The organism is Actinomadura sp. NEAU-AAG7 (assembly GCF_018603865.1).
Classification (GTDB): domain Bacteria; phylum Actinomycetota; class Actinomycetes; order Streptosporangiales; family Streptosporangiaceae; genus Spirillospora; species Spirillospora litoris.
In genome coordinates, this window is sequence record NZ_JAHFZY010000001.1 from 977,663 (window position 1) to 1,001,247 (window position 23,585).

At 71.9% G+C, this 23,585-nt stretch carries 20 protein-coding genes; 9 read left to right on the forward strand and 11 right to left on the reverse strand.

The window, feature by feature from the left end:
- Nucleotides 1-161: 161 nt before the first annotated feature.
- The 3 genes from KLI87_RS04610 to mca all read left to right on the forward strand — a co-directional run bounded on the left by KLI87_RS04610 (nucleotide 162) and on the right by mca (nucleotide 4,776).
- Entirely contained in the window at nucleotides 162-2,414 is a 2,253-nt protein-coding gene (locus KLI87_RS04610; RefSeq protein WP_214615942.1) for an MMPL family transporter, read from the forward strand.
- A gap of 80 nt (nucleotides 2,415-2,494) precedes the next feature.
- Nucleotides 2,495-3,919, forward strand: a complete 1,425-nt coding sequence (locus KLI87_RS04615; RefSeq protein WP_214615943.1) for an MDR family MFS transporter — start codon at nucleotides 2,495-2,497, stop codon at nucleotides 3,917-3,919.
- Nucleotides 3,916-4,776, forward strand: coding sequence for a mycothiol conjugate amidase Mca (gene mca, locus KLI87_RS04620; RefSeq protein WP_156214688.1), 861 nt, complete (start codon nucleotides 3,916-3,918; stop codon nucleotides 4,774-4,776). The genes KLI87_RS04615 and mca overlap by 4 nt, the downstream gene beginning before the upstream one ends.
- Here the strand turns inward: mca and KLI87_RS04625 are convergent.
- The gene (locus KLI87_RS04625) at nucleotides 4,773-5,612 is read right to left on the reverse strand and encodes a polysaccharide deacetylase family protein (RefSeq protein ID WP_308165844.1); all 840 of its coding nucleotides are present in this window, start codon (nucleotides 5,610-5,612) and stop codon (nucleotides 4,773-4,775) included. The two genes, mca and KLI87_RS04625, sit on opposite strands and share 4 nt — an antisense overlap.
- A gap of 80 nt (nucleotides 5,613-5,692) precedes the next feature.
- Between KLI87_RS04625 and KLI87_RS04630 the strand changes: the two genes are divergently transcribed.
- Nucleotides 5,693-6,472: an ABC transporter permease gene (locus tag KLI87_RS04630; RefSeq protein WP_156214687.1), complete on the forward strand. Its 780-nt coding sequence runs from the start codon at nucleotides 5,693-5,695 to the stop codon at nucleotides 6,470-6,472.
- Nucleotides 6,473-6,481: 9 nt separating this feature from the next.
- Here KLI87_RS04630 and KLI87_RS04635 read toward each other — a convergent pair whose 3' ends face one another.
- Genes KLI87_RS04635 through KLI87_RS04645 form a run of 3 tightly spaced genes read right to left on the reverse strand, consistent with a single transcriptional unit; the run spans nucleotide 6,482 to nucleotide 8,759 of the window.
- Nucleotides 6,482-6,886: a RidA family protein gene (locus tag KLI87_RS04635; protein ID WP_156214686.1), complete on the reverse strand. Its 405-nt coding sequence runs from the start codon at nucleotides 6,884-6,886 to the stop codon at nucleotides 6,482-6,484.
- Nucleotides 6,883-7,638: an IclR family transcriptional regulator gene (locus KLI87_RS04640; protein WP_214615944.1), complete on the reverse strand. Its 756-nt coding sequence runs from the start codon at nucleotides 7,636-7,638 to the stop codon at nucleotides 6,883-6,885. Before KLI87_RS04640 ends, KLI87_RS04635 begins: the two co-directional genes overlap by 4 nt.
- Nucleotides 7,635-8,759, reverse strand: a complete 1,125-nt coding sequence (locus tag KLI87_RS04645) for a sugar kinase (protein ID WP_156214685.1) — start codon at nucleotides 8,757-8,759, stop codon at nucleotides 7,635-7,637. The genes KLI87_RS04640 and KLI87_RS04645 overlap by 4 nt, the downstream gene beginning before the upstream one ends.
- A 126-nt stretch (nucleotides 8,760-8,885) precedes the next feature.
- Here KLI87_RS04645 and KLI87_RS04650 point away from each other — a divergent pair, with 126 nt between their 5' ends.
- The 4 genes from KLI87_RS04650 (at nucleotide 8,886) to KLI87_RS04665 (ending at nucleotide 16,652) form a co-directional block, all read left to right on the forward strand.
- Nucleotides 8,886-10,163, forward strand: coding sequence for an alanine racemase (locus tag KLI87_RS04650; protein ID WP_214615945.1), 1,278 nt, complete (start codon nucleotides 8,886-8,888; stop codon nucleotides 10,161-10,163).
- On the forward strand, nucleotides 10,163-11,752 hold the full coding sequence (locus KLI87_RS04655; RefSeq protein WP_214615946.1) for an amidohydrolase family protein: 1,590 nt from the start codon (nucleotides 10,163-10,165) through the stop codon (nucleotides 11,750-11,752). Before KLI87_RS04650 ends, KLI87_RS04655 begins: the two co-directional genes overlap by 1 nt.
- 31 nt (nucleotides 11,753-11,783) lie before the next feature.
- Nucleotides 11,784-13,214: a GntP family permease gene (locus KLI87_RS04660; RefSeq protein WP_156214682.1), complete on the forward strand. Its 1,431-nt coding sequence runs from the start codon at nucleotides 11,784-11,786 to the stop codon at nucleotides 13,212-13,214.
- Between the two features lie 183 nt (nucleotides 13,215-13,397).
- The gene (locus tag KLI87_RS04665) at nucleotides 13,398-16,652 is read left to right on the forward strand and encodes an NACHT domain-containing NTPase (RefSeq protein WP_214615947.1); all 3,255 of its coding nucleotides are present in this window, start codon (nucleotides 13,398-13,400) and stop codon (nucleotides 16,650-16,652) included.
- Nucleotides 16,653-16,673: 21 nt separating this feature from the next.
- Here the strand turns inward: KLI87_RS04665 and KLI87_RS04670 are convergent, their stop codons facing one another.
- Together KLI87_RS04670 and KLI87_RS04675 are read right to left on the reverse strand one after the other, a co-directional pair.
- On the reverse strand, nucleotides 16,674-17,891 hold the full coding sequence (locus KLI87_RS04670; protein ID WP_156214680.1) for an FAD-dependent monooxygenase: 1,218 nt from the start codon (nucleotides 17,889-17,891) through the stop codon (nucleotides 16,674-16,676).
- A 150-nt stretch (nucleotides 17,892-18,041) separates the two neighbouring features.
- Nucleotides 18,042-19,058: a helix-turn-helix transcriptional regulator gene (locus tag KLI87_RS04675; protein ID WP_214615948.1), complete on the reverse strand. Its 1,017-nt coding sequence runs from the start codon at nucleotides 19,056-19,058 to the stop codon at nucleotides 18,042-18,044.
- Between the two features lie 211 nt (nucleotides 19,059-19,269).
- Between KLI87_RS04675 and KLI87_RS04680 the strand changes: the two genes are divergently transcribed.
- Nucleotides 19,270-19,650 carry a VOC family protein gene (locus KLI87_RS04680; RefSeq protein ID WP_156214852.1) on the forward strand — a complete coding sequence of 127 codons (381 nt, stop codon included), beginning with the start codon at nucleotides 19,270-19,272 and terminating at the stop codon, nucleotides 19,648-19,650.
- 113 nt (nucleotides 19,651-19,763) lie between these two features.
- On the opposite strand, the gene KLI87_RS04685 is transcribed toward KLI87_RS04680, so the two are convergent.
- From KLI87_RS04685 to KLI87_RS04705, 5 genes are all read right to left on the reverse strand, one after another.
- Complete coding sequence (locus tag KLI87_RS04685; protein WP_156214678.1) at nucleotides 19,764-20,222, reverse strand: carboxymuconolactone decarboxylase family protein; 459 nt, start codon at nucleotides 20,220-20,222, stop codon at nucleotides 19,764-19,766.
- Nucleotides 20,223-20,327: 105 nt separating this feature from the next.
- Entirely contained in the window at nucleotides 20,328-20,642 is a 315-nt protein-coding gene (gene trxA, locus KLI87_RS04690; RefSeq protein ID WP_156214677.1) for a thioredoxin, read from the reverse strand.
- A complete protein-coding gene (locus KLI87_RS04695) occupies nucleotides 20,524-21,018 on the reverse strand; it encodes a MerR family transcriptional regulator (RefSeq protein WP_156214676.1) in 495 nt (164 codons plus the stop codon). The genes trxA and KLI87_RS04695 overlap by 119 nt, the downstream gene beginning before the upstream one ends.
- Before the next feature lie 161 nt (nucleotides 21,019-21,179).
- Nucleotides 21,180-22,520, reverse strand: coding sequence for a glycosyl hydrolase family 18 protein (locus KLI87_RS04700; RefSeq protein WP_308165845.1), 1,341 nt, complete (start codon nucleotides 22,518-22,520; stop codon nucleotides 21,180-21,182).
- Between the two features lie 133 nt (nucleotides 22,521-22,653).
- Complete coding sequence (locus KLI87_RS04705; RefSeq protein ID WP_214616615.1) at nucleotides 22,654-23,550, reverse strand: FAD-dependent monooxygenase; 897 nt, start codon at nucleotides 23,548-23,550, stop codon at nucleotides 22,654-22,656.
- Nucleotides 23,551-23,585: the final 35 nt, after the last annotated feature.

Below are 23,585 nucleotides of genomic sequence, written 5' to 3' on the forward strand. Positions count from 1 at the left end.
TGCCTGCACAGTGTGCCCGCAACCCGGACGTGGGGTGTACTCAGGTGCACCCCCGTCCGGCATCTAGGGCCATGTCGCCTCCCCCGGGCCGCTTCCTAGCGTTCAAGGCGTGCCGCATCCCCCTTTGCGAGCACATCCCATTGACCCTCGGGGGGACACCCATGAAACGGAACCTCGCCGCCGCGCTCGGCGGCTGGAGCGCGCGCCACCGCCTCCTCGCCATCTCCGGCTGGCTGCTGTTCGTCGTCCTCGCCGCGGTGCTCGGCGGGATGACCGGGCAGGTCACGATGGCCGACCATGAGCAGGGCACCGGCCAGTCGGCGCGGGCCGCCAAGATCCTTGACGAGGCGGGCATCGAGGACCCCGACCAGGAGACCGTGCTGATCTCCGGTGGCGCCCACGCCGCCGGGTCGCCGGAGATGACCCGCGCGGCCGCCGCCGTCCGCGCGAACGTGCGGGCCAGCGGGGTGGTCACCGGCTTCCGCCCGGACGTGGTGTCCAAGGACCGCCGGCACGTCATCGTCCAGTTCACGCTGAAGGAGGCGCCGGACGGGGCGCCCGACCCGCTGCCCGCCGTCCAGGCCGCGGTCGCGAAGGCCCAGCGCGCCAACCCCTCGGTGGAGATGGGGGAGTTCGGCGGCGCGACCGCCGACGCCTGGTTCGAGCACGCGCTCGGCAGCGACTTCGAGCGCGCGGAGTTGACCGCGGTGCCGCTCGCGATCGGCATCCTGCTGGTGGCGTTCGGGGCGCTGCTCGCGGCCGTGCTGCCGGTGGTGCTGGCGTTCACGGCGTTCCTCGCGGCGGGCGGGCTGCTCGCGGTGACCAGCCACGCCCTGCACGTCGACCAGACGACGAACTCGGTGATGCTGCTGATGGGGCTCGCGGTCGGCGTCGACTACTGCCTGTTCTACCTCCAGCGCGAACGGGAGGAGCGGGCGCGCGGGCGCGACCGGGAGGCCGCGCTGGCGATCGCGGCGGCCACCTCGGGACGGTCGGTGCTGGTGTCCGGGCTGACCGTGATGGTGGCGATGTCGGGGATGTTCCTGTCCGGACTGCTGCTGTTCAAGGGTTTCGCGGTCGCGACGATCCTCGTCGTGCTGATCGCCATGCTCGGCTCGGTGACCGTCCTGCCCGCGCTGCTGTCGCTGCTCGGCGACAAGGTCGACTTCGGCCGCGTCCGGCTGGGCCGGCTGCACCGGATGCACCGGATGCACCGCTCGTCGGGCCACCTGCCGGGCCACCTGTCACACCGTCACCGCGGGGGCGGCGGTGTGGTGGGGGCTCTGCTGCGGCCCGTCCTGGCGCGTCCGGGGATCGCGGCGGTGGTCTCGGCGGGGGTGCTGCTGGTGCTGGCCGCGCCCGCGCTCGGCATGCGGACCGAGCGGCTCTCGATCGACCAGCAGATCCCCTCCGGCGAGCCCATCGTGGCCACCTACACCAAGTTGAACGCGGCCTTCCCCGGCAACCCGGAGCCCGCCGCCGTCGTGGTGAAGGCGCGCGACATCGACGCGCCGGAGGTGCGGGCGGCGATCGAGGAGCTGAAGCGGCGGGCGGTCGCGTCCGGGGAGATGAACGAGCCGATCGACGTCACCGTCCACGAGCGGGAGAACATCGCGCGGATCGACGTGCCGCTGGCGGGATCCGGCGCGGACGCCACGTCCAAGCACGCGCTGGAGACGTTGCGGACGAAGATCGTCCCGGAGACGGTCGGAGGGGTCGCGCAGGCGGCGGTCTCCGGGCAGCTCGCCTCCTCGACCGACTACAACGCCCAGCTCAAGTCGGCGATCGTGCCCGTGTTCCTGTTCGTCATGGGGATCACGTTCCTGCTGATGCTGGTGTTCTTCCGCTCGGTGGTGATCGCGGTCAGCGCGATCGCGCTGAACCTGCTGTCGGTCGGCGCCGCGTACGGGGTGATGGTCGCGGTGTTCCAGCACGGCTGGGGCGACGCGCTGGTCGGGACGGAGGGCGCGGGGGCGCTGGAGTCGTGGATCCCGCTGTTCGTGTTCGTCGTGCTGTTCGGGCTGTCGATGGACTACCACGTGTTCGTCGTCTCGCGGATCCGGGAGGCATACGACCGGGGGCTGCCCACCACGCAGGCGGTCGCGGACGGCGTCCGGTCGACGGCGGGCGTGGTGACCAGCGCCGCCGTCATCATGATCGCCACATTCGCGATCTTCGGGACGCTGTCGATGCAGGACTTCAAGCAGCTCGGCGTGGGCCTCGCGGTCGCGGTGCTGATCGACGCGACCGTGGTGCGGGTGGTGCTGCTGCCCGCCCTCATGTCCCTGCTGGGGCGCGCGAACTGGTACCTGCCGCGCTGGCTGGAGTGGCTGCCCCGCGTCTCGCACGGCGAGGCCGTCCAGGAGGAGGCGCCGCGGGAGCGCCGCCCGGCACCGGTCGTCCAAGAAATCTAGGACGAGCATAAATATCTGCTTGACCAAGTAGTTGTGATGAGCCTACTTTTAGGTTCATCACAACTACTTGGAGGTCCCGCGTGAAGACCGCAGCCGGCCGCGCACCCGAGGCGGCCGCGCCGCAGGACCGGCTCGACGCGGCGCTGCTGAAGACGTCGTTCGTCCTCGTCCTCGGCCCGATCCTCGCGATGCTCGACACGACGATCGTCACCGTCGGCCTCGACTCGGTCGCCCGCGAGTTCCGCAGCCCCGTCGGCACGCTCCAGTGGGTGTCGGCCGGGTACCTGCTCGCGATCTCGATGGTGATGCCGCTCGCGGGCTGGGCGAGCGACCGGTTCGGCGCGAGGACGATGTGGATGACGTCGGTCGCGCTGTTCACCGCCGGGTCCGCGCTGTGCGGGCTCGCCTGGTCGGCCGGGAGCCTGATCGCGTTCCGGGTGCTCCAGGGCGTCGGCGGCGGGCTGATCCAGCCGATCGGGCAGTCGATCGTCGTCCGCGCGGCCGGTCCGGCGCGGCTCGGGCGGGTCTTCGGCATCACGGTCCTGCCGCTGACGTTCGCGCCCGTCCTCGGGCCGGTGATCGGCGGGCTGGTCGTCGGACGGCTCGACTGGCGGTGGATGTTCCTGGTGAACGTCCCCGTCGGGCTGCTGACGCTGCTGCTGGCGAAGCGGCACGTCCCGGCCGACCCGGCGGGGGAGCGCGGGAAGGGCGGACGGCTCGACGCGCTCGGGCTGGCGCTGCTCTCGCCCGGCCTCGCCGCGATCGTCTACGGGTTCTCCGAGCTGGGGGACGCGGGCGGCGCGGCCCCGGTGCGCGTCGCCGTCCCTCTCGCCGCCGGGACGTGCCTGCTCACCGCCTACGTGGCGCACGCGCTGCGCCGCCGCGGGAACGCGCTCATCGACCTGCGGCTGTTCGCGCGGCGCGGCTTCGCGGTCGCGACGGCCAACTCGTTCCTGCAAGGCGCGGCGCTCTACAGCTCCATGCTGCTGCTGCCGCTCTACTACCAGCAGGTGGAGCACGCGTCCGCGCTGGAGGCCGGGCTGCTCCTCGCGCCGCAGGCGCTCGGCACCGCCGTCGCGACGTACTTCGCCTCGCGGCTCACCGACCGCGTGGCGCCGCGTCCGCTCATCCTCACCGGGATCGTGCTGACGCTCGCCGGGACGCTCGCGTTCACGCAGCTCGGCGCGGGCCCGCCCGGCTGGTTGCTGGTCGCCTCGCTGGTGCTGCGCGGCGCGGGGCTCGGCGTCGTGATGGCGCCCGGCATGGCGACGATCTACGCCTCGGTCCGGCCGGACGAGTCGGCCCGTGCCGCCGGAGCCGTCAACACCGTCAACCGGGTCGGCGGGTCGCTGGGCACGGCCGTGCTCGCGGTCGTCCTCCAGCACTCGCTGGACCACCGCACCGGTGCCGCCGCCTACGGCGCGACGTTCTGGTGGGCGGTCGGGCTCTCCGCCGTGACGCTCGTCCCCGCCTTCTTCTACCCGGCCCGAAAGGTCTCCCGATGACGTTCCGCCTGCTGAGCGTGCACGCCCATCCCGACGACGAGTCGAGCAAGGGCGCGGCGACGCTGGCCAGATACGCGGCCGAGGGCGTGGACGTCATGGTCGCGACCTGCACCGGAGGGGAGCGCGGCGACGTCCTCAACCCGGCGATGGACCGGCCGGACGTCCGCGCCGACCTCCCCGCGATCCGCCGCGCGGAGATGGAGGCGGCGCGCGCGATCCTCGGTGTCCGGCACCGCTTCCTCGGGTTCACCGACTCCGGGCTGCCGGGCGAGGGCGAGCCGCTGCCGGACGGCTGCTTCGCGGTGACGCCGCTCGCCGACGCGGCGCGCCCGCTGGTGGAGCTGATGCGCGGGTTCCGTCCGCACGTCGTGGTGACCTATGACGAGACGGGCGGCTACCCGCACCCCGACCACGTCAGGACCCACGAGGTGACGGTGGAGGCGTTCGACGCGTCCGGCGACCCCGCCCGCTATCCCGGGACGGGACGTCCGTGGCGTCCGCTCAAGCTCTACTACCAGGGCGCCTTCTCCCGGCGGTGGTTCCAGGCGCTGCACGACGGCATGACCGGGCGGGGTCTCGCGTCGGAGATCGGCCCGATCCTTGAGGGCTGGCCGTCCGACGCCCCCGAACTCGGCATCACCACGCGCGTGCGCTGCGCGGAGTACTTCGCCGTCCGCGACCGGGCCCTGCTCGCCCACGCGACGCAGATCGACCCGGGCGCGGGCTTCATGACGCATCCGCGCGACGTCGAACGCGACGTCTGGCCGACCGAGGACTACCACCTGGCCCGCTCGCACGTCGCGTCGCCCACCCCCGAGACCGACCTGTTCGCCGGGCTCGCCGGGATCGCGGACTAGAGCGCGACGAACGTCAGGCCGCGCTTCTTCATCTTCGGGATGACGGTCTTCAGCGCCGCGAGCGTCTGCGAGCGGTCGCCGCCGCCGTCGTGGCAGAGCATGATGCTGCCCGCCTTCGCGTGCAGCAGCGTCCTGCGGATGTGCCCGACGCCCGGCCGCGACCAGTCGCGCGGGTCGACGGCCCAGTCGATCGGCAGCATCGAGTGCTCGGCGACCACCTCAAGGACGGTCTTGGACCACGCGCCGCCCGGCGACCGGAAGAACTGCGGCACGACGCCGGTGACGTCGGCGATCCGCTTGTGCGCGTCCACGACCTCCTTGTTGACGCGCTTGCGCGACAGGCCCCCGATCGTGATGGGGTGCGTCATCGTGTGGTTGCAGATCTGGTGACCGGCGTCGGCGATGCGGCGGGTGAGCTTGGGGAACTCCTGCACCTGCTCGCCGATGATGAAGAACGTCGCGTGGATCCGCTGCTCGGCGAGCAGGTCCAGCACGCGCGGCGTCCACAGCGGGCTCGGCCCGTCGTCGATGGTCAGCGCGATCGTGTTCGGCGGCGGCGCCGGGACGAGCTGCGTCAGCTCACGCACCGGCGTCTCCGTCGCGGTGAGCTTCGCCGGGGTCCACACGGCGGGACGCGGCGTCGGGGTGGGGGTCGGCGTCGGGGTCGGATGGATGACCGGGCGCGCGCGCGGTGTCGGCACCGCCTGCGCCGCCGCCCGCGACCCCTGGGACGGATGGGCCTCGTCGGCTCCGAGCGCCGCGAGCCCGGCGGCGGCCGCGCCCATCAACCAGAGCGCTTTGCGGCGGGACGTCCCGCCCGCGTCCTCATCCTCCACAAGTCCCACGCTATCGGGGTTTTAAGCGGGTAGGAGGGCGCTATGAGATCACAAGCAACCCAATTGGAATAATGACCGGCATGGCGGGGGCGGTGGACGCGGCGCCGGAGGTCGGGCCGGTGCTCGCGCTCGTCCTCGTCGCGCTCGCGTCGGCCGCCGCGGTCCTCGCGCGCTTCGGCGGCCTCGGCCTCGGCCGCGACATGCTCGTCGCGGCGGTGCGCGCCGCCGCGCAGCTCGCGGCGGTGTCGCTGGTCATCGCGGCGGTGCTGGGCAGTGCGGGCTGGACGTCGGCGTTCATCGCGGGCATGGTCGTGGTCGCCGCCGCGACGGCGGGCCACCGCGTCACCGGCTCGGCCCGCGGCCGCGCCTTCCTCACGGCGGCCTGGTGGGCGGCGCTGCCGATCGTCGCGGGCGTCGCGCCCGTGCTCGCGCTGCTGACGGCCTCGACACTCGTCCCGGCGCGGCCGGTAGCGGTGCTGCCGATCGCCGGGATCTTCATCGGCGGCGCGATGTCGGCGACCGGCCTCACCGGGCGCCGTGCGCTGGACGAGCTGAGCACGCGCCGAGGCGAGTACGAGGGCGGCCTCGCACTCGGCCTCCTCGCGCGGGACGCGGCGCTGGAGGTGTGCCGCCCGGCGGCGGCGCTCGCGCTGTTCCCCGTCCTCGACCAGACGCGGACGGTCGGGCTCGTCACGCTGCCGGGAGCGTTCGTCGGCGTGCTGCTCGGCGGCGCCGACCCGGTCGAGGCCGGCGCGACGCAGCTCCTCGTCCTCATCGGCCTGCTGGCCATCGAGGCGATCGCGGTGCTCATCACGCTGGAGCTGGTCGCGACCGGCCGGCTGTCCCGGACGCGCGCCTGACGGCGGGCGTTAGCCGACGACGGCGAGCGCGTCGATCTCGACCAGCATCGCCGGGTGCGGAAGCTCGACCGCGACCGTCGTGCGGGACGGCAGGACGCCGCTCGGGCAGTTCTCCTTGATGAACGCCTCGTACTCCTCGTTCATCGCGGGGAAGTCGTCGCGCGTCTTCAGGTAGACACGGAGCATCAGCACGTCCTCGACGCTCGCGCCGCCCGCCTCCAGCACCGCCTTGATGTTCTGCAGGACGCGCCGCGTCTGCGCCTTCACGTCGCCGGGGTAGAGGAACTCGCCGGTCGCCGGGTCCTGCGGGCCCTGCCCGGACACCTGGAGAAGCGGGCCCTTCCGCACGCCCTGCGAGAACGCGTAGGCGGGCGTGGGGGCGCCGTCGGTGCGCACGGTCGTCTTGTCGGTCATGGGGAATCCCTTTCGGTGTGGCCGCAGTCGGCGGAGATGGCGCGGGTGGTCGCGAGGAGGTCGGGCAGCAGCGCGACGACGTCGTCACGGCTCAGCACGACCTCGGGCACCGAGATGGAGACGGCGGCGACGACGCGTCCGGAGGCGTCCCGGACGGGTGCCGCGACGCAGCGGATGAACGTCTCGTGCTCGGCGTCGTCCATCGCGTAGCCCTGGCCCGCGACGCGCGCCAGCTCCTCCAGCAGCGCGTCCGGACCGGTGATCGTGTGCTCGGTGAACGGGACGTAGTCGATCTCGGCGGCGGCGCGGCGGCGGCGCGGCTCGGGCAGGTCGGCGAGCAGCACCTTGGCGATCGCGGTCGCGTGCAGCGGCATCCGCAGCCCCACCCGCGAGTACATGCGGATCGCGTGCCGCGAGTCGTACTTGTCGAGGTAGACGACGTCGCCGCCCTCGTACACGCCGAGGTGGACGGTCTGGCCCGTCGCGTCGTTCAGCCGCGCCAGGTGCGGCGCCGCGATGTCGCGGATGCCGCGCTGCTCCAGCGCCGCGCCCGCCAGCGCGAACAGCCCGGCGCCGAGGTGGAAGCGGTGGTCGGCGTCGCGGTGGACGAACCGCTCGTCCTCCATCGTGCGCAGCAGCCGCAGCACGGTCGTCTTGTGCACGCCGACCTTCGCCGCCAGCTCGTCGAGGGTGCGCGGGCCCTCGCCCAGGTCGCCGAGGATGGCGAGCGCGCGGGCGAGGCTCTGGCTCACCGGCTCCCCTCCTCCACCGAGCGGTCCGCCGCTCCGGAACGATCCGTTTCCTCGGCCCGCGCCATCGGCACCGCGTGGCCCGTCACCAGCGGGCGGCCGATGCCGGAGGCCCGGACCGTCGTCGCCGCCCACTCGGCGGCGGACGCGCGGAGCAGTCCGTCCACCAGGTCGGGCGGGGGCGGCGGCCCGTGGTCGCCGGGTACGACCAGCGTCGCGGCCGCCGCGAGGTGACCGAGCCGCAGGCAGCGCCGTGGACCGTACCCGCGCAGCGTACCGGTGAGGTATCCGGCGGCGAACGCGTCCCCCGCCCCTACCGGCTCGACGACCTCCACGTTCAGCGCGGGCTCGGTGACGGAGGAGTCTCCGGAGACCGCGTCGCCGGCACCGGTGGAGCGGCGGGTGAGCGCGGTCGCGTGGTGGGCGTCGTCCTTGACGACGAGCGTCGCCGGGCCGGGAAGCAGCGCGCGCAGCTCGGCGGGGTCGCCGGTGCCGAGCACGGCGGTGGCCTCGTCCGCGCCGAGCAGCACGATGTCGGCCGCGTTCAGCAGCGGCGCCAGCACCGCCTCCGGGCGGCCGGGCCCGCGCCGCCGCCACAGCGCGGGACGCCAGTTCAGGTCGAAGCTCACGAGCTGCCCGTCGCGCGGGCGCAGCAGCAGCTCGCGGGTGAGTTCGAGCGCGGAGTCCGACAGCGCGGCGGTGATGCCCGACAGGTGCACGAGCCGCGCGCCGCCCAGCAGCGGCCCGGCGGACGGGTCGTCCAGCACGGACGGGCCGATCGCGGACCCGGCGGACCCGTCCCGGTAGTAATGCAGGACACTGCCGCCGAGCCCGACCTCCTTCACATAGAGGCCGGTCGGGCGGCGCGAGTCGACGGACACACCGCGGATGTCGACTCCGCCCGCCGCGAGGTCGCGTGTCACACGGCGGCCGAACCCGTCGTCCCCGACACGTCCGACCCAGGCCGTGGGGACGCCGAGCGCGACGAGGCCGCGCGCGACGTTCGCCTCGGCGCCCCCGGAAGCAGGGTGAAATGAGGAAACGTCCTCAAGGGGACCGGGTTGGTCGGGAAGGAGCACGGCCATCGATTCGCCCACGCAGACGGCGGCCGGCAAGCGTTCCATCTTCCTGCCCTCCCGAGTGGGTCACGATCGTCGGCCGACCGTTGACCCGTACCCGAGGGCGATGCTACAACCACAACAGCACATAGCGCAATTGAGGTTGCGTATAGTGCAATCTGGGAGGTCATCATGGTCGCGAACATCGACGTCAGCGCGGTGGCGGCGCTCGGCGAGGAGCGGCTCGACTGGCGCCACAAGGCGATTCCGGCGTCCGCGCACGGGCTGACGGTCGCGCAGGCCCGCGACGCGCGGCTGCCCCTCGCCGACTTCGGCACGCCGCTGCTGACGCTCGACGCGGGCGCGCTCGACCACAACCTGCACGCGATGGCGGGCTGGGCGGACGCGGCCGGCCTGGCGCTCGCGCCGCACGGCAAGACCACGATGGCGCCGCAGCTCTGGCGCCGCCAGCTCGACGCCGGGGCCTGGGGCATCACGCTCGCGAACCTGCCGCAGATCCGCGTCGCGCGGGCGTTCGGCGTCCGCCGGATCCAGCTCGCCAACACGCTGCTCGACCCGGTCGGGCTCGGCTGGCTCGCCGCGCGGATGGCCGAGGACCCGGAGTTCGCGTTCGTGTCGTGGGTCGACTCCGCGCGCTCGGTCGAGCTGATGGACGACGCGCTCCGCGCCGCCGGGGCGGAGCGCCCGATCGAGGTGTGCGTGGAGCTCGGCGGCCCGCACGGCCGCACCGGCGTGCGCGACGAGGCCGACGCGCGGGCGATCGCCGACGCGGTGCGCAAGGCGCCGACGCTCCGGCTCGCCGGTGTCGCGGGCTACGAGGGCGCGCTCGCGCACGATGCCGACACCGAGGGGCTCGCGACCGTCGAGACCTACCTGCGCCGCATGGCGTCCCTGTTCGGCGACCTGGAGTACGAGACCGACGAGCCGATCGTGACGGCGGGCGGCAGCGCGTTCTTCGACGTCGTCGCGGACGTGCTCGGCGGCCTGGCCGGTGAGCGGGGCGGGACGGTCGTCGTGAGGTCGGGCGCCTACATCGTGCACGACGACGGCTTCTACCGCGAGCGCTCCCCGTTCTCGCGCGGCACCGGCGGCACGGCCGGGACGCGGCTGCGCTCGGCGATGCACGGCTGGGCACGGGTCGTGTCCCGCCCCGAACCCGCGCTCGCGCTGGTCGACGCGGGCAAGCGCGACCTGTCCTACGACGAGGGGCTGCCCGAGCCGCAGCTCGTCCGGGGCCGGGGCGCCGGGCCGGTCGAGCACGCGCGCGTCACCGCGCTCAACGACCAGCACACGTTCGTCGTGGACGCGACCGCCGAGGTCGGCGACGTCGTCCGGCTCGGGCTGTCGCACCCGTGCACGGCGCTCGACAAATGGCTGCTCATCCCCGTCGTGGACGACGTGCGCGCCGAACACCCCGTGGTCGTCGACTACATCAGGACGTGGTTCTGATGCCCTCGACCGTCATCCGCGGCGCGACCGTGGTCGACGGCACCGGCGCGCCCGGCCGGGTCGCCGACGTCGCGTTCGCGGACGGGCGCATCACCGAGATCGGCCCCGGCGCGTCCGGCGCGACGACCGTCGACGGCGGCGGGCTCGTCCTCGCCCCCGGGTTCATCGACATGCACGCCCACTCCGACCTCGCGCTGCTCACCGACCCCGAGCATCTCGCGAAGGTCAGCCAGGGCGTGACGACCGAGGTCATCGGGCAGGACGGGCTGTCCTACGCCCCCGTCGACGGCGGCACGCTGCCCGAGATCCGCCGCACGATCGCGGGCTGGAACGGCGACCCGCCCGGCTTCGACTGGAACTGGCGGACCGTCGGCGGGTACCTCGACCGGCTCGACCAGGGCATCCCGGTCAACGCCTGCTACCTCGTCCCGCAGGGCGCGGTGCGGATGCTCGCGATGGGCTGGGACGACCGTCCGCCCACCCCGGCGGAACTCGACCGGCAGCGCGAGCTCGTCGCGGCGGGCATGCGCGAGGGCGCGGTCGGCATGTCCAGCGGGCTCACCTACGTGCCCGGCATGTACGCGGGCGACGACGAGCTGACCGAGCTGTGCCGCGTCGTCGCCTCCCTCGGCGGCTTCTACGCGCCGCACCACCGCTCGTACGGCGCGGGCGCGCTGGGGGCCTACGCCGAGATGGTCGAGCTGTCGCGCCGCTCCGGCTGCCCGCTCCACCTCGCGCACGCCACGATGAACTTCGGCGTCAACCGGGGCCGCGCGCCCGAACTGCTCGCCCTGCTGGACGAGGCGATCGGCGACGGCTGCGACATCACCCTCGACACCTACCCCTACCTGCCGGGCTCCACGACGCTCGCCGCGCTGCTGCCGAGCTGGGCGGCGGCGGGCGGCCCGCGGGCGCTCGCGGCCCGCCTCGCCGACCCCGCCGAACGCGCGCGGATCCGGCACGCGATGGAGGTCGAGGGGTCGGACGGCTGCCACGGCGTCCCCGCCGAGTGGGAGACCATCGAGATCTCCGGGTCCCGCGACCCCGCCGTCATCGGCCGGACGGTCGCCGACCTCGCCGCCGCGTCCGGCCGCCCGGAGTTCGAGGTCTTCCGCGAGCTGCTGGCGGCCGACGACCTGTCCACCACGATCCTCCAGCACGTCGGGCACGAGGAGAACGTCCAGGCGATCATGCGGCACCCCTGCCACACCGGCGGGAGCGACGGCCTGCTCGCCGCCGCGAAACCGCACCCGCGCGCGTGGGGGACCTTCCCCCGCTACCTCGGGCACTACGTCCGCGACCTCGGCGTGCTGTCCCTCGAAGAGTGCGTCGCCCACCTCACCGGACGCGCCGCCCGGCGGCTGCGGCTCGCCGACCGCGGGCTGATCCGGCCCGGCTACCACGCCGACCTCGTCCTGTTCGACCCCTCGACCGTCCGTGACACGGCCACCTTCGACGACCCGCGCCGGCCCGCCGACGGCATGCCGCACGTGTTCGTCGCCGGGACGGCCGTCATCGACGCGGGGCGCCGCACCGGCGCCCTGCCGGGCCGCTCCCTCCGCCGGAGCCCCGACGGGGCGACCCGCTGATCCACCCTTCCACCCCCGAGAGGTCACGTTCATGGTCCATTGGCTGCAACACGAGACGGGCGGCCTGCTGCTGCTGTGCGCCGTGTCGATCGCGGTGCTCCTGTTCCTCATCATCAAGGTCAAACTGGAACCGTTCATCGCGCTGATCGTCTCCAGCCTCGCGCTCGCGCTCGTCGCCGGGCTCAGCGTCGACGAGATCGTCGGAACGGCGCTGAGCTCCAAGAAGTCCCTGCTGGAGACGGGCTTCGGCGGGCTTCTCGGGCACATCGCGCCGATCGTCGGCCTCGGCACGATCCTCGGCGCGATCCTGGAGCGCTCGGGGGGCGCGGACGTCCTCACCCGGCGCCTGCTCGGCGTCGCGGGCGAACGCGGCGCGCCGCTCGCGATGGGCCTCGCCGGACTGATCTTCGGTATCCCGGTCTTCTTCGACGTCGGCATCTTCGTCCTCGCGCCGCTCGTCTACATCACCGCCAAGCAGGGCGGACGGTCGCTCGTCCTCTACGCGCTCCCGCTGCTGTCCGGCCTGTCGATGACGCACGCGTTCCTGCCGCCCCACCCCGGCCCGGTCGCCGCCGCCGGACTCCTCGGCGTCCCGCTCGGCTGGCTCATCGTGTTCGGCCTGATCTGCGGCATCCCGGCGTTCCTCGTCTCCGGTGTCGCCTGGGGCGCGTGGATCGGCAAGCGCGTCATCGTCGACGTGCCCGAGGAGTACGTCGTGGGCGAGGAGGAGAAGGTCGGGCTCACCAAGGGCGAGCCCTCCAAGGACGACGTCCCCGCGAAGGAGCCGGAGCCCGAGCCCTCGCTCACCCTGGTCGGGCTGATCATCGCCGTGCCGCTGGTGCTGATCCTGCTCGCCACCTTCGGCACCGTCTGGTGGGAGGACAGCCCCGCGCTGCCGACGCTGACCTTCCTCGGCAACCCCGTCGTCGCGCTCACGATCGCCGTGCTGCTCGCGATGTACCTGCTCGGCATCCGGCGCGGCATCACCTCCGCCGAACTGTCCGACCTCGCCGCCCGCTCGCTGCGTCCCGTCGGCATGATCCTGCTGGTCATCGGCGGCGGCGCGTTCTTCGGCGCGGTCGTGTCGGCGACCGGCGTCGGCAAGGCCCTCGCCGACACGCTCTCGGACGCGGGGCTCCCGGTGATCGTCCTCGCCTACCTGATCGCCTGCGGCCTCCGCGTCGCCCAGGGCTCGGCGACCGTCGCGATCGTCACCACGGGCGGGATCGTCGCGCCGCTCGTCCAGGACAAGGACTACTCCCAGCAGCACGTCGCGCTCATCGCCATCGCGATCTCCGCGGGCTCCATCATCGCCTCGCACGTCAACGACGGCGGTTTCTGGATCATCTCCCGCTACTTCAACATGTCCGTCCGCGACACCCTCAGAACATGGACCGTTCTCGAAACGATCCTCTCCGTCGTCGGCTTCGCCATGGCCGCCCTCCTCAGCACCTTCATCTAGCCGAATCGCGTTTCGGGCCAGGGTGCGTGCCGTTTCGGCGCGCACCCTTTCCCGGTGCCGTTCTCGGTGGCCGGTATCGGATCGGCGACGCTCCGGACACGCGGGCCTTCCGCGCGATTGGGTGGGGTTCGTGGGAACTGACCTCTCTGCCCGGAGTCGGGTGCTGTGCGACGGCTGAAATTCATGGGACGCGCCCTCATCGCGGCGTCGCTGATGGTCGTGGCCGGGGTGGCGGTCAACCAGATCCTCGACGGCGGGAAACTGAGCTGGAGCTGGGGCTACCTGGCGCTCGTGTTCACCGTCCTGGGCGCCCTCGCCCAAGCGTCCCCGCCCGCGCCGGAACCGCCGGAAGGCACCAGCCGACGACGAGGATCGCAGCGCGACTACCTGCGGCGGGTGCGCTCGTCCGTCGGGCAGATGGAGACGATCGGCCTCGTCACCCAGGCGGAGTTCGTCCTGCGCACCCAGCAGGTCTACGTGGACGTGACGCTCCAGCCCAAGACCGTGTCCGCCGCCGAGACCGACAGCGGCATCGGCCCCACCCCGCAGGCCGCACCCCCGGCGGTCGGCCGGCGCGCACCGCTCGCGGACTTCCTGACCAGCGGATGCGTCCTGGCCGTCCTCGGCGCCGCAGGATCGGGCAAGACCACCCTCGCCCGCCACACCGCGCTGGAGATGGCCGAGCGCCGCTGGCCCTCCGGGCCTCGCCGCCGCCTGCCGGTCCTGTTGTACCTGCGCGACCACGCCGAAGCGCTCCAGGCCGACCAGCCCGAGGGGTTGCCGCAGGTCGCCGTCACCGCAGGGTGGCTGAACGGTGTGATCTCCGCCGACTGGCTGGAGCGGCGCCTGGAACGCGGCCAGTGCGTGATCCTGCTGGACGGCCTCGACGAGGTCGCCGACGCCCGGCACCGCACCCGCGTCGTGCGCTGGGTCGAGGCCCAGATCAGCCGCTACCCCGGCAACTCCTTCGTGATCACCTCACGGCCCCAGGGATACGACGCCAACCGGCTGACCCGCGCCGACGTCCTCCAGGTCCAGCGGTTCACCAACCGCCAGATCCACACGTTCCTGCACGCCTGGTACCGCGCCATCGAGCGCCGCGCCCGCCAGGACGACCCGCAGGAGATCGACCGGCTCGCCGCCCAGGCCGCCGACGACCTGTTCCAGCGGATCAGCGGCCGACCCGCCCTCTACGACCTCGCCGCGAACCCGCTGCTGCTCACCATGATCGCCAATGTGCACCGGTACCGGGGCAGCCTCCCCGGCAGCCGCGCCGCGCTCTACGAGGAGGTCTGCCAGGTTCTCCTCCACCGCCGCCAGGAGGCCAAGAACCTCGCCGACGGCCTGGACGGCGACAAGAAGGAGCGCATCGTCCAAGAGCTGGCCCTCTTCATGATGCGGCACCATCTGCGCGACATCCCCGTGCAGGACGCCCAGCGCGCGATCCGCCCCATCCTGGAGCGCACGGCCCCCGACCTCACCCCCGAGGCGTTCCTGGCCCAGGCCCGGCGCAGCGGCCTGCTCATGGAACGCCAGTACGGACGCTACGGATTCGCACACCTCACCCTCCAGGAATACCTGGCCGCCGCCCTCATCCCCGGGCACCCCTCCCGCCGCCAACTGCTGATCGACCACGTCGGCGACCCCTGGTGGCGCGAGACCACCCTCCTGTGGGCGGCCCGTGCCGACCCCGGCCCCGTCGTCGAGGCATGCCTGAGGGTCCGCACCGTGACCGCCCTCAACCTCGCCTACGCCTGCGTGGCCGAAGCCGGCGAACTGGACCCGGCCCTGCGAGCCCGGCTGGACGCGCTGCTCACCACCGACCCCGCGAATCCAGAAGAGGTGCGGCTCCTGGACGGCGTGGCCGCCGCCCGCGAGTTGCAGGACACCCAAGCCCTGGACGACGAGGGAACCCGTATCTGCTCCCGCCCCATCTCCGCCGACCTGTGGAACCGCTACCTCAACCACACCGGCACCGGCGCCTGGCCGTCCGGCCCCGCCGACCTGTGGACCGCCGACCTCAAAGACTTTCTGATCTGGCTCAACGGCCTGTTCGGCGACGGCATCAGCTACCGCCTGCCGACCTCGGCGGAGGCCCGCCTCGCCCTGAACAGCGACCTCTGCGCGGGGGCGACCCTCTACGCCGAGGTCGGCCCGTGGGGAGGGACCTATGGCTGGGCCAGCTCGGTCGAACTCGTTCCCGCCGCTCCGCACCTTCATCCGCACCGTCCCACTCCGGAGCAGATCCGCGACTACCCCGACCGGATCCTCGATCACACCTACCTTCTCTTCCGCCTGCTTTATCCGCAGTCGGCCCTCGAATTCCCGCAGCTTCTCACCTATGCCCAAGCCCGGGATCTGACCAATCCCGACCACCAACTCCTGCACGCGCTCGATCTCCTGCACACCCTCGACCGCCTCAGTCTGTTCGACCACGCCCGCGCCGCCCGGCACGCCTGGAGCCCCGTCGCCGACCGCGGTCTCGGACGCGGGCGCGCGATCACCCTCGGCCGTGCCCTCGACCTCGCCCACGATCTGGGCTACCTCCTCGGAGGCGATATCGGTGGCGCCCGGGTCGCCACGTTCGAGCGCGACCTCGACCGTGTCCGCGCCCAGGTCCTCGACTTCGCCCGCGCTAAGACGCACGAGCTCCACCCGACCCTCACCATCGACGACACAGACCCCAACCGCGTCTACATCCTCGCCCGCGCGCTCAGCCGCAGCCTCTCCTTCCTCAACACCGAATCGCCTTATCACGCGAGGGACAGCAGCGGCTTCAGGCTCGACCTGGAGTCCGCTTTCACCTTCGGGCTCAGCTCCGAGCGCGCCCGCGACCCCGACCTCACCGCCGACGTCGACGACACCCTCAACCTCATCCGCTGCCTTGATTCCGCCGGAACCCATAACTTCTCTCTCGACTTCGACCTGGCCTTCGCCCGCGCGCTGGCCAGAAGCGATCTCGCTTCCCTGGGCGTCAGCTCCTTGATGGGACTGGGCCGGGCATGCGACCAGCTGATGCGCCACCTCCTGACGAGCACCACGCCGCGCAGAGGAAGAGGACAGGAGTTGAGGCCGTCGATGTCCGACCTCCTCCACCAGGAACTGGGAGCGGTCAACTCGTGGCCACCGGCGGACGATCCGGCGGTGGCACTCGAACGCGCACTGCACTTCGTGGGGACGCACAACGTGCCGGTTCTGGGTTTCCTGATCGAGAACGCGCTGCGCCTGGCCGCCCCGTTGTGGGACCGGAGCCGACCCGTCCGGCAGAGCGACATGGTGCCGGCGGTCACCTGTGTACTCGCGGCACTGGTCAGCGGCGAAGGAGCGCCACGAGAGCTGGCGCACCCCCTGCGCGCCGCCCTCGCCACCCTGATGGCGCTGACCCCGGACAGCGCCACATCGACCAGGGAAAAGCAGCTGATCCTCGTCCGGGACTGACCGCCGTTCCGTCGCCCGGGGTCAGGCGGCCATGGGGCGGGGTGGGGGCATCGGGTAGTCGGGGAGGGTGATCGCTTCGGCTCGCGGGGTGGTGAACCTGCCCGCCGTGGCCTGGAGTCGGCGGGCGAGCGGTGTGCCGGCCAGGCGCAGGGCGGTGTGGATCAGGGTGCGCTGCGCCCGGGATTGCGGCACGACGGCGTTCGGGACGCCGGGGAGCAGATGCTGGGCCTGGGTGACGAGGGGGCGCAGCAACTGCTCGTACCGGGCGAAGGCGGCGCGGGGATCGTCGCGGGCGGTGAGTTCTCCGGCCAGGACGTACGCGCCGGTGAGGGCGAGGGTCGTGCCCATTCCGCTGATCGGGGTCGCGCAGTACGCCGCGTCGCCGACCAGTGCCGTCCGGCCCCGGCTCCAGGTGGGCAGCCTGGTCTGGGCGATGTCCTCAAGGTAGAGGGAGCCGTTGTCGAGGGCCTCTAGGACGCGCGGTGCCTCCCAGCCGACGTCGGCGAAGGTCTCACGGAGGATCGCGACGATGTCGTCGCGGCCGAGGCGGTCGAGGCCGCGCACGTTGGAGGTGAAGAACATGCCCGCGCGCGTGGTGCCGACGTTGTCGGGGCGCAGGAAGATGGCGCGGCCGCGGCCGCAGAGCATCGTCCGCCACCAGCGGGAGTCGGAGTCGGTGCGGGGAATGGCGAGGTGGGCGATGTAGAGGCCGAGTTCGCGCGGGCGCGCGTCCGGCATGATCATTGAGCGGGTGCGGGAGCGGAGGCCCTCGGCGATGACCACCGTGTCGAAACGGCGGTCGGGGCCGTGGCGGAATTCCACGTCCACGCCCGCCTCGTCGTCGTGCAGGGCGCTGATCCTGTCGCCGAATCGGTATTCCACCTCGTCGGCGGACTGCTCGTAGAGCAGTTCGGCGAGTCGGCCGCGCAGGATCTCGATCTCGGCGGTGCCGCCGCCGCTGTCGTCGGTGCCGGCCGGGAACGAGGCCACCGGGCGGCCGCGCTCGTCGACGAACCGCACGCCGACCTCGCTGGTGTGCGCCGCGCGGACGGCCTCCTCGATCCGCATCCGGCGGAGGACCTGGCGTCCGACGCCCCGGACGTCGACGTTCTGCCCCTGGTCGGGAAGGTGATCGAAATGTTCCACCACGGTCACGTCCCAGCCCGATCTCGCCAGCCACGAAGCCAGGGCCGGCCCGGCGACGCTCGCGCCCGAGACGAGCACACTGCGTTGAACCATGACACCTCTCCTCGCTGGTGCGGTGGAAATTTACATGGCTGGAATCTATCTAGTGGTCCGGCTCGCAACAATGCATTTATCGCGGCTTTCTGACCTGCGTCATCATTGTTGTCAAGCTGGTCACCGCCATGTTCGGCGGCTTCCGCGTTCCTAGCCGGCGAGGGCGGCGAGGAGTTCGTCGCGGCCGCAGGCGCCGGTCTTGCGGAAGACGGCCTTGAGGTGGTCGTTGACGGTGTGGACGGACAGCTCCAGCGTCCGGGCGATCTGCTTGGGCGGCATCGCGTCGCGCAGGTGGCCGATGATCTGGCGTTCGCGGGCCGTGATGCCGTACCAGTCGCAGAACGAGGGCAGCATCTGGCTGGACGTCGCCGCCTGGATGACGATCGCGACGTCCCCGGAGTCGCCCAGCGGCTGGCCGTGGCAGGCGAGCCAGCGGCCGTAGGCGGCGGCGGGGCCGATGATCAGCGGTTCGGCGGTGTGCGGGGCGAGGGCGTGCACGCGCGTCTGCATCGCCAGCCCGATCATGAACACCTCGCCCGTCCAGCGCGGGGAGCGGGAGCAGAACTCCAGCCGCTCCCGCCAGAGGTGCGCCTGCGGGGTGGCCGACCGGATCACGTCGTCGGCGCCGACGATGATCACCCCAGGGGGCGGGGGCGGGGGCGGTGGCGGGGCGACCCTCGCCAGCCTGCCGCCCGTCACGTAGGAGCGCAGGAACTCGATGAGCTCGGGCACCAGCCGCGCCGCCCGTTCGGCGTCGCCCTCGCAGAAGGGCCGGGCGTCCTGGCCGCGCAGGAGGTCCATCATCCCCCAGATGCCGCGGACGTCCTTCAGCAGCACCCGGAGCACGCTGCCCGCGCCGAAGCGGGACATCAGCGAGCGGAACCGGAGGTGCCGCCGCTCGTCCCCGATCCCCAGCAGCGCGACGGGAAGGGGACGCAGCGCCAGCTCGTCCGGCGGGCCGGGATCGTGTCCGGCGTAGTAGTCGCGCAGCAATGCCCGGCCGAAGTCGGCCTCGTAGCCATGCCAAAAGCTGAAGGCGGACGGAATGGAGCGGGCGGCCGGGCTGGTTCCGACGAGCCTTGCCGCGTCATGGGGCACGACGGCGTCGATCGCCTTTGACAGTGCGCACGCGAGCTCGTCCGTTCCCGCGCCCTCTCTGGCGATCATGCTCAACTCGCCCAACAACCGTGTCTCCGACCCCGTCATGCGCTCAGTGTGACCAGTCGAACTAAGCGCAGCAACAGGGGTGACCGACTGTTGTCAACTCGCCTTCACCGCTTGTGATCTTTCGGAGTAGGTGGTTGACCTCAAGTACGGTTGAGGAGGCAAGGTCGAAGTGGAGGCCCGGAGCGGCCGGGCCCTGGCGGTAGGGGGCCGCATGCCCATCCAACTTGATCACATCATCGTCCCGGCCAGGGACAAGCGGGAGTCCGCCGAGTTCCTCGCCCGGATTCTGGGGCTGGACGTGGGTGCGCAGGTCGGCCCGTTCCTTCCCGTCCGGACGGGGAACGGGGTGACGCTCGACTTCATGGATTCCGACGACTTCCGCTGGCACCACTGCGCGTTCCTGGTGCCGGACGAGGAGTTCGACGGGATATTCTCACGCATCAAGGAAACGGGTGCCCGTTACTACGCCAATCCCGACGGCAGCGGAGAGGGTGAAATCAACACGCGTGACGGTGGGCGCGGGGTCTACTTCACCGACCCCGGTGGTCATGCCATGGAAGTTCTCACCGTTCCGTACGGCGGCTGGTCCTGAGAAACGGCAACGCTGGAAAGTCGAACGGAAAGCGGCATCGAACGGTGCCCGCGCCCGGCGAACTCCGCTCCGCGACGGCGGGCCGGAGTTCGCCGGGCCTTTTCAGTGGCGTGTCACCAGGTCGTGCCGGCGGGCTCCCGCACGATGGCGTTCAGCCGGTTGAACATGTTGATCATGCCGAGCAGAAGGATGATCGCCGCCAGCTCCTTCTCCTCGAAATGGGCGGTGAGCTCGTTCCACAGCGCGTCCGGGACGGCGTCGTCGGACCGGTCGGCCAGCCGGGTGGCGTGCTCGGCCAGCGACAGCGCCGCGCGCTCGGCGTCGGTGAAGAACGGCGCCTCCCGCCAGGCCCCCACCGCGGCGATCCGCTCCTCGGACTCTCCCGCCTTCCTGGCGTTCAGCACGTGGCCGTGGACGCACACGCTGCACCCGTTGATCTGGCTGGCCCGCAGGGCGATGATCTCCATCAGCCCCTCGGGCACGCCGCCGGCGGCGATGGCCTTGCTCAGCGTGCCGACCCCCTTCGTCACGTCGGGAAGGACGAACGCCGGGTTCTTCATTCGCGCTTGCATGCTCGCTCCATGAGATCGATGTCGTCGCACCGGTCCTCGTGCACCGGTGGTGGCATCGAACTGACGGAGCCCGCCGCGCCCATGTGACGGCGCGCGACCGAAGAATCAGAAATGGCCTTCCAGGTCGGCGAGCAGGCGGCGCTTCGGCCGGGCGCCCACGATCTGCCGGACGACCTCGCCGTCCCGGTAGAGGTTCAGCGTCGGGAAGCCCAGCACGTTGTACCGGGCCGCGACCTCGGGATGGTCGTCGCCGTTGAGCTTGGCGACCGCGAGCCGGTCGCCGTACTCCGCCTCGATCTCGTCAAGGATCGGCGCGATCATCTTGCAGGGGGGACACCAGTCCGCCCAGAATTCGACCAGTACGGGCCTGTCGGAGCGGAGCACCCGCTCGTCGAAGTTCTCCGTCGTCAGTGTGATCATCCGTCGCCTCCTGAGAGAACATGCAGCCCGGACAGGCCCGCGTCAGTTGGTCGGTCACCTCGGCCCGCAGCCGGATCAGCGAGCGGATGTCGGCGTCGATCTCCGCGAGCTTGCGCCGGTAGACCGCGACCGACTCCGGGCAGGAGGCGCCCTCCGCGTGGCCGGCGCGCAGGCAGTCCACGAACGGCCGCGCGTCCTCCAGCGTGAAACCCGACGCGAGCAGCGTCCGGATCTCGGCGACGAGCCGCAGGTCGGACTCCTCGTACTGGCGGTACCCGTTGGTGGCGCGCCGCGCCGAGAGCAGCCCCTGCTGCTCGTAGTAGCGCAGCGTCCGCGTGCTGACCCCGGCCCGTGCGGCCAGTTCCCCGATCCGCATCGGCCCTCCCGGCTCTCGGTGACCGTGACGACGCTAACCCCTGACACCGACGTCAATGTCAACCCGCGCGGGACGCGAGAATGCCCCGGCCCGCACGAGGCGGACCGGGGCGCTCTCAGGGACCGGGTGCGGGCGGGACGCGCCCGCACCCGGTCACCGCGTCAGCGGCCCTGGAGGGAGCGGACGTTGTCGGCGAAGGAGAAGCCCTTCGAGCCGTCCCAGTTGAAGGACCAGGTCATGAGGCCCTTCAGCTGCCCGTTGAAGGCCCTCCACGCCTGGCTGACGAGGCCGGGCGACATGTAGCCGCCGCCGGCGCCCGGCTGGGCGGGCAGGCCGGGGACCTGCTTGTCGTAGGGCACCTTGATCGTGGTGCCCTGGATGACGAGGCCCTTGTTCAGGCACTCGGTCTGGACCGTGAAGCCCTGGACCGTCCCGGCGCTGTAGGAGTCACCGGAGCACCCGTACATGCTGCCGTTGTAGTACTGCATGTTCAGCCACCACAGGCGGCCGTTGTCGGCGTACTTCTTGACGATCGGCAGGTAGGCGCCCCAGATGGAGCCGTAGGTGACGCTGCCGCCGGTGACGTAGGCGGTCTCGGGCGCCATCGTCAGGCCGAAGTTGGACGGCATCTGGGCGAGCACGCCGTCGATGATGCGGATCAGGCTCGACTGCGAGGCCGAGAGCTGGTTGATGTTCCCGCTGCTGGACAGGCCGGTCTCGATGTCGATGTCGATGCCGTCGAAGTTGTACTTCTTCAGGATCGGGACGATCGTCTGGACGAACCTGTCGGCGACGGAGCTGGAGCTCAGGTCGATGCCCGCGGCGGCGCCGCCGATCGACATGAGGATGGTGGCCCCGGCCTCCTTGGCCGCGCACATCTCGGCGGGGGTGGAGACCTTGACGGTCGAGTCCATCCCGTCCTCCCACAGCACGGTGCCGTCGGAGAGGATGACGGGGAACGCGGCGTTGATCACGTTGTAGCCGTGCTGCTTCAGCCGCGCGTCGTTGATCGGCACCCAGCCGAACGGCGGGTGGACGCCGTTGCTCGCGCCGTCCCAGTTCTCCCAGTAGCCCTGGATGACCTTGCCGGCCGGGCGGGACTTCACCGCGCAGGTGTCACCGCCGCCACCGGGCGGGTCGGTCGGCGGGGTGGTGGGGTCGGTCGGCGGGTCGGTCGGCGGCGTCGTGGGGTCGGTCGGCGGCTTGTTCTCGCAGGCACCGAGGTCGCGCCACAGCGTCGGGGTGGACGCGGGGGTCCAGTTGGCGCCGTTGTAGGCCGTGTGCGTGACGCGGGCCTCGTAGCCGTTGTTCTGGTAGTGGACCTTGGTCCCCGCCGTGTACTGGGTTCCCTCCGCCCACATCGCGAAGTCGCAGGTGATCACTGCTCGGGCGGACGAGGGGGTGGACAGCACGAACACGGCGCCCAGCGAGAGCACCAGGGCGGCCGTCGCGGCGGCCAGCGCCGCCGCGGCGCCCGACCAGCGCCTGTACTTGTGGTTCACGGGTCGACTCCTCAACTGGCGGGGACACAGAGGAGCCGGCGTAGAGCCAAACAGTTCCCGCGGACGGGACCCTCCCAGGCGAAAGGCGCATACGGCCGGCGTGGACGCCACCAGCAGGGTAACCGTGCCGGGTCTAGGCCGGGAAGACCCCAGAATCCGAAATGCCCCGAGGATAGTTGTGAAGATTGACGGATTCGGCGGTCCTGCGGGCCATCTTCGCCATCAGTTTCTTCCCGGGCAGGTACGGGATGAGCGCGTAGTAACGGTTCAGCAGTGCCACCGCCACGCGGTTGCCGGGCACCAACATCTTCGCCACGCCGTCGCCGATCTTCTGGCAGCGCGCCACATACTCGCGCATGATCGTGTCGTAGCAGGCGAACGCGGCCTGGTGGTCGCCGCGCGCGGCGGCGAGTTCTCCGGCGAGCACGTAGGCGCCGACGATCGCGAGGCCCGTCCCCATTCCCGTCAGCGCGGACGGGCTCCAGGCGGCGTCGCCGAGGAGGGCGACGCGGCCGCGCGTCCAGGCGTCCATGCGCACCTGGCCGACGGAGTCGAAGTAGAGGTCGGGGGCGTCGCGCATCCAGTCGAGGAGCCGGTCGGTCTCCCAGCCGCTCCCGGCGAAGCGCTCGGTGAGGATCCGCCGCTGCGCGCCGGTGTCGTGGCGGTCGACCTCCAGCGGTGGGGAGCCGAAGTAGAAGACCGACTTGGCCTCGGTGTTGTGCCGCGCGCTGTACACCGTGACGAGCTTGTCGGCGGTGCGGTAGCCGAGCGCGGCGCGGTCGAGGCCGAGGTGGTTGGGCATGGTGAAGACCGCCAGGTACAGGCCGAGGTGCCGGACGAACCGCTCCTCCGGCCCGAACACGAGCCGCCGCACGTTGGAGTGCAGCCCGTCCGCGCCGACGACCAGGTCGAACCGGCGCGGCGCGGCATGCTCGAAGGTGACCTCGACGCCGCCGGGGTCCTCGGTGATCGAGGTGATGGAGTCGCCGAAGACGTACTCGGTGCCGTGCTCGGTGGCCTCGTACAGGATCTGAGCCTGCCGGGCGGCGCTCGCCGTCCCCTCAC